Below are 6,313 nucleotides of genomic sequence, written 5' to 3' on the forward strand. Positions count from 1 at the left end.
GGGCGAACTTCTCTCGCCGTCAGTGTTGCGTCGAACGTGTTGGCGCTTCTCGTTGGAGTGCCGGTGGGACTGATAGCAGGTTACTATGGGCGTTGGGCTGACACCTGCCTCATGCGCCTTGCCGATATCCAGCTGTCGGTGCCGACAACTCTCCTGGCCATTGCCGTAGTTGCCGTGTTAGGTCCGAGCATGGTGAACCTGGTCATTGTGCTGGCGATTACCCGGTGGGTGTTATATGCCCGCGCCGTGAGGGCGAGCGTTCTGGAGATCAAGGAGAGGGAATTCGTGGAAGCCGCAGTAGCAGCTGGCGCGCCCCATCTGGTGGTGATCAAGCGGCACGTTCTACGGAATGTTATGACGCCAATCATCATCATAACATCTCAGGGCATCGGATTCATAATCCTGCTTGAGGCGGCGCTCAGCTTCCTCGGCCTTGGAGTACAACCTCCCCATCCCAGCTGGGGTGAGATGATCGCCGCGGGCCGCCAATACCTCAACGTGGCGCCTTGGGTGGTGTTGGCGCCAGGGTTGGCCCTGATGATCACGGTTCTAGCGGTAAACTTCCTGGGTGATGGAATCCGGGACTTGCTCGATCCCCGCCTAAGATGGTGATCGAACCTGGGTGGGGCGCCAGTGCAGGGTATGATGGAGACGGCGGTGGGCTCGGGCGCGGGGTGACAAGGGGAAACGGTTTCTGGAGAGGAGGACTTGATGAATTATGAAAGCAGTGCTTCTTGGCACATCGGGCTGTATTGCGATGGACGCTACCACAGCTCATCGCGCCGGTCCCAGTGTTCTCGTCGAGTGCGGTCGCCACAACGAAATCCTTCTGTTTGATTGTGGCCGGTCTGCCCTGCAAAGCGTGTTCGAAGCGGGCTACTCGCCAGCGAACATTGGTTACGTCTTCTTCACCCACCACCACAGCGACCACAACATCGGTTTTCCGGACCTGGTTCTGTCTTCCTGGGTGGCTTTTGGCAAGTCGCACTGGCGAGTCTACGGCCCTGTCGGCACCCGACACTTCATTGATGCCCTCTTTGGCCGAGGCGGTGCCTTCGATGCCGACATCACCAGGCGGGCCGAGGCACCGGATGCAAGGAAGGTACTGGAGAAATTCACCGGCCGGCCCATGGTACGTCCTTCCTTTGATGTTCACGAGATCGAGAAGGAGGGGGAGGTCTGCTGCGGAGAGGACTGGAGCGTCATGGCTTCCTTTGCGCCGCGGCATGTTCAGCCTTGGCTCGTTTCTGTGGCCTACAGGGTGGAATCGGCTGCCGGCTCGCTGGTGATTAGCGGCGACACAGCCCCGACCCAGCAGATGGTAGAGTTGGCTCGCGGCTGCAGCATGCTGATCCATGACTGCTCCATTGACCAGCGAGAAGGGGTTTTCGCGGACGTGCACATGCACACTGATCCCCGGAGCCTGGGTCGCATCGCCGCCGAGGCGGGGGTCAACACCGTTGTAGCGTACCACTTCCTGAGATTCGTGGATAATCCTGAGACGCTGTCGTTATTCAAACAGCTGGTGGAGGAGGGGTTTCCCGGCAAGGTCGTGATCGCAGACGACTGTCTCGTGCTGGACGTTTCTTCAGGTGAATACTACCACAGTCGAGTCTCTTCACGCGTGGCGAGAGGTAGCTGCGGTCCATCGCGCCAATCAGGGGGAGGGCCAATGATCGAGAAGGTTCTTGGGAACTCGGGATGAGTGGTCTGGGAGCAAGTAGCCACGCTGGGATCGGTTAGGTGCCAAGTGCGGACCTTGACATCCGAAGCGGGTATGGCGAGTGGTAGGTGGAAAGCAGGTGAGGCTGCTGGGGACAAGAGTCTGCTTTGCCCCACCGGGAGAGGGCGTGCGCAGACTGCCGTATGGTGGCTGCCGTATGGTCGGGATCTGGTCAGGATCCCTGGGGGGCCAAGTTGGCTCAGGCTGACCGTGAGGACGGGAGAGTGAGGATTTCCGGCTGGTAGCGGGCGGGTAGGCCGGTGTGGTGAGAGAAGGGGTTGAGGATGGCGAAGAGGTTGTGGAGGCCCAGGAGTCAGGTCTTGCAGATGGCGGTGGCGTGGTAGAGGATGCGCTCTTGCATGTTGGGGGCAGTGGGCCCCAAGTCGTGAGGCGAGGTAGTGTTGGAAGTAAGCGTGTGGTCGCTAAGGTCCGAGCAAAAAAGGACGACCCGCAGGTCTTGGAGGCGTTGGCACTTAGCGCCTGGACCCCGGTTCTTGGGGTTCTGGAGAATTCAAGACCTGCGCATCGCCAAGGGTGTCACCGGCCGCAATCTAATCGCGAAGCTCGAGGGGCACTTTCACGGTTGGAGCGGCGGGTTCACCAAGACGGGTCGGTGGCCTGCGTGCACAACACCGACCAGGAGCAGACCGGGACGTAATCCGCTATGACGGCAGGCGTTACCTGGTCTTCAGAGAAACTGGTCGAGCGGAGCATCTTCCCTACCTGGCGAGTTGTCTCTGGTAGCTGTCCACGCAGAAGGGCACGTAGACCAGACGATCGCCGCGGCCGAGGAGGTTCTGTCGCACGTGGCGGGTACTTGAACGCGTGCCGGAAAAGGCGCGTTGATCAGGCGCGTGGCGGATGCGAGGCGAGACCTCCGTCCACTCCAGGCGCGGAGGAGGGATGCGCTTGAGCAATAGAATGGAACTGCCCTTTGGACGGCACCTTTGCTGCATCAGCCTGCCTGAGGACTGGCGCCCGGAGGTGATCAGACTCGCCTCTCCACCTCCTCTCAGCGACCAGGCGATGATTGCCCGTCTCAACGAGCCCGTTGGCGGACCCCGGCTGAGAGAGGCAGCCAGGGGTGCCCACCGGGCGGTGATCGTTGTGGACGACGCGACGCGTCCCACTCCGGCACAGGTGGTTGCCGAGTGGGTGGTTGGAGAGTTGGAGTCGGCAGGCGTGGATGGCAGCCGTATTGCCATCGTCGGTGCCATTGGCCTTCACAGCCAGATGACGCATGAGGAGTTCGTCGCCAAGGTGGGCAGTCGAATTGCCGGTCACTACGCGGTTGAGAGCCACGACTACCGAGACAGACTGACGTTTGTTGGCACCACCTCGGCCGGGACGCCAGTGTGGCTGAACGAGACGGTGGTGGCAGCCGACCTGCGCATCAGCATCGGGGCTGTCCTTCCCCATGATGAGGCTGGTTCAGGAGGTGGCGCCAAGATCCTGCTCCCGGGGGTCGCGGGGCTGGAGACCGTGGCACACAACCACATCACTGTGGGCAGCTGCAACCGGGTGCTGGAGCCCGGCGTGACCAAGGTGAGACAGGACATTGAGGAAGTCCTTGGCATGGTGCCTGTTCACTTCTCGGTCAACGTGCTGATTGATGAGGCGCTCAGGATCGTCGGCCTCCGTGCGGGGGATCCCCTGAGCGCCCATCGCCTGGCCTTCAAAGACTTCCTAGCCTTTGCCCTCCTGGGGAGGTCCGGGCTGTTCGACGTGGTCATTGCCAATTCCTACCCATTTGACATGGACCTGTGCCAGGCCACTAAAGCCTTGCCAGCGGGGCTTCAAATCGTCAGGCCTGGGGGTACGCTGATATGGGCAGCGGCTTGCTACCGGGGTCTGGGTCACCACGAACTGGCAATCCAGAACGACGCCTACCGCAGTATGATCCGCCGGGACATCAGTCGTGCCGCTCGGGAGAGGAAAATCTACTTCTACTCTCCTGGCCTGCAACTGGAAGAAGCGCGGGTGCTCTTGCCCGAGGAGGTGGAGGTCTGCGATGACATTGAGGTGCTACTCCGGGATGTGGCACGGATGCATCCAGGAAAGCCCACGGTGGCGGTGCTTCCCGCTGCGCCCTTGTTCGTGACTGAACGCCAGGCAGCAGTCTGAGTGCTACCCGCAATCCGAGGACATCGGGGGAGTCGTTCACCGCGGTATGCCGTCGCCACCGCCCATGAAAACTGGCGTGGATCGTACAATGGCTGCAAAGGGTGCCGGTGTAGGAGGTTTGTGGTTCACTGGTGCCGTGGGCCCGAGGGTGGAGTCTGACCCGAGCGCCCCCTGGGAAGTACCGACCGTGCCAGTGAGCACGCAAGGGAGAATCCAAGGGCTCCGGGGCGCTCCGCCGGCTCAAGGGGGTGGCAGAGACGGAAGTGATGTATGAACGGTGTACAGGCTTGGGCGTTCACAAGAAGGTCATGACCGATGCGTTATTGTTCCGGGCTCGGACGGCAAGCCGAACATGGGGATACGGACCTTCGGAATGATGACCAGGGACATCCTCATGCTTTCGGATTGGCTCTCCCGGGCCGGATGCACCATGTGGCCATGCAAAGCACGGGGGTGTGCTGGGAGCCCGTGTACGAAACCCAGGAATCGAACTTCCAGGTGGTGTTGGCCAAGGCGCCGCACATAAAGAACGTCCCCGGGCGAAAGACCGATGTGTGCGATGCCGAGTGGATTGCTCATCTCCTTCGCTACGGGGCGATCAGGGGAAGCTTCATTCCCCCCGAATCCGTCCGGGAAGTGAGGGATCTCACCAAGTACCGGACGAGCCTGAGGCTCGAGAAAGCTTCCGACGTGAACAGGTTCCCGGGGGATGCCAATATAAAGCTGCTGTTCATGGGCACTGATGTCACCGGAGTGTTGGCCAGGGGTGATCCTCCCAGAGCTTCTACGAGGAGAAACGGACACCGAGTCTCTGGCGCAGTTGGCTCGGGGCAGGGTGAGCAGGAAGACCTCGGAGTTGCAAAGGGCGTTGGAGGGCTTCCTGAAGCCGCACCACCGGCTGATTATATCCTAGGTCCTGGCTCGTATCGACTACCTTGACGAGGCGATCGCGGAGCTTGACGGGGAGGTCGAGGAGGGGATGCGCCCTTTTCGGGTCGAGGTACGCAGGCTAGGATGGGGTGCCTAGGTTGGACGAGTAACGTGGAGATTGGTGTGGACATGAGGGCCTTCCGTGCAGACCGACATTTCGCGTCTTGGGCAGAGGCGTGTCCGGGAAACAACGAATCTGCGGGCAAGCGCAGGCCGGGGAAGACAACCAATAGGGAACCCATGGCTCAAGTTCTCCTCGTGCAGCATGCTCATGCGACCGGGAGGCCCAGGGATGAGTATCTTTCCTCCCGATCTTTCCTCCCTATACCACTGCGTTGCTGCCAGAAAAGCAAGAAGAAAAGAAGGCTGCTGTGGCGGTGCAGCACGCGATCCTCACCATCATCTACCACAGTATCGAGTCCACTTACCAGGAACGGGGGGTGGACTACTTTGACTGGCTTGATCGCCAAGCTCTGGCCAGACGCTTAACCAAGAGGGTGGAACTGCTCGGCTACCAAGTTGAACTCCCGGACCTGGAGTGCGCCGCCTGAAGGCGCTGTTTTCAAGGGAGGATGCGCAAATGCAAGTAGTTCTGCGCCATGGAGAAGAAGCGCTTGCCGTATCTGTGCCCGATAAGTGGAAGGTTCGCGTCATCAGGAACACCAGCAGGCCGCTTACCCGGGCAGAGATTGCGGGCGCCATTGACTCGCCCATAGATTCGCCCTCCCTGGAGCAGCTGGCTCGCCGGAGATCAACGGCTGCCATTATCGTGGAGGATCATACCCGCCCTGCCTACGTGGGCGATATCGTACTTGAGGTCCTAGACCGCCTTAACCGGGGTGGCATTGCCGATGACAACATAGTGCTCGTTGGAGCTACCGGCGCCCACCGCTCCATGGAGTACACGGATTTCGTGAAGAAAATCGGGCCAGACGTAGTGGCGAGGGTGCGGGTGGAGAGCCACGACCCCTTTGGCCCATGCGAGAGGATTGGTTTCACCTCGCGGGGTACCCCGGTTGAGCTTAACCGGACAGTCGTTTCCAGTGACCTCAAGTTGGCTGTAGGCAGCGTGCTCCCACACGGGGCTGTGCGTTTCGGAGGAGGTGCCAAGCTGGTCCTTCCCGGAGTGGCCAGCTACCGCACTATCGTTCACAATCACAACCTCCCCAACGATCCCGTTGAGTTAGATGGCGGCTGGCAGCGGCCCCATCGTCTGGACATGGAGGAGGCTGCCCGCATGCTGGGGCTTGACTTCTACATCGGCTTTCTCCTGGACATGGATGTGAATATCTGCCGTGTGGCTGCCGGTGATATGGTCTCAGCCCACCGCTGGCTTATGGAGCGGGCGGGCGAAGTTTACGGGGCCGAGATGGAGCCGCTGGGCGACGTGGTGGTGGCCTGTGCCTGGCCGCTAGATCTGGATGTGTTCCAGTGTGGCAAGGGTCTCTTTCCTGCTGTCCCCTTCGTGAAGTTGGGGGGGACGCTGGTCTGGGCCGCTCGTTGTCCTGAAGGGAGGGGCTGCCACCATCTGGTGGA

The 6,313-nt window shown here is 60.8% G+C and carries 6 protein-coding genes and 1 pseudogene; all 7 read left to right on the forward strand.

Going from position 1 to position 6,313, the window contains the following annotated elements; genetic code table 11:
• Positions 1-612, forward strand: a 612-nt coding sequence (locus AB1609_13630; protein ID MEW6047500.1) for an ABC transporter permease, incomplete at its 5' end; no start/stop codon positions are given.
• Positions 613-718: 106 nt separating this feature from the next.
• Positions 719-1,705, forward strand: a complete 987-nt coding sequence (locus tag AB1609_13635) for an MBL fold metallo-hydrolase (protein ID MEW6047501.1) — start codon at positions 719-721, stop codon at positions 1,703-1,705.
• A gap of 927 nt (positions 1,706-2,632) precedes the next feature.
• Positions 2,633-3,847, forward strand: a complete 1,215-nt coding sequence (locus AB1609_13640) for a lactate racemase domain-containing protein (GenBank protein MEW6047502.1) — start codon at positions 2,633-2,635, stop codon at positions 3,845-3,847.
• A 423-nt stretch (positions 3,848-4,270) separates the two neighbouring features.
• Positions 4,271-4,786, forward strand: coding sequence for a transposase (locus tag AB1609_13645; GenBank protein ID MEW6047503.1), 516 nt, complete (start codon positions 4,271-4,273; stop codon positions 4,784-4,786).
• 75 nt (positions 4,787-4,861) lie between these two features.
• Positions 4,862-5,044: pseudogene (locus AB1609_13650) on the forward strand (transposase).
• 110 nt (positions 5,045-5,154) lie between these two features.
• Positions 5,155-5,328 carry a hypothetical protein gene (locus AB1609_13655; protein MEW6047504.1) on the forward strand — a complete coding sequence of 58 codons (174 nt, stop codon included), beginning with the start codon at positions 5,155-5,157 and terminating at the stop codon, positions 5,326-5,328.
• 29 nt (positions 5,329-5,357) lie between these two features.
• Positions 5,358-6,313 (forward strand): lactate racemase domain-containing protein (locus tag AB1609_13660; protein ID MEW6047505.1); only part of this gene is annotated, 956 nt, incomplete at its 3' end.

The sequence above is a fragment of the Bacillota bacterium genome, assembly GCA_040754675.1.
In the GTDB taxonomy this organism is placed as follows: domain Bacteria; phylum Bacillota; class Limnochordia; order Limnochordales; family Geochordaceae; genus Geochorda.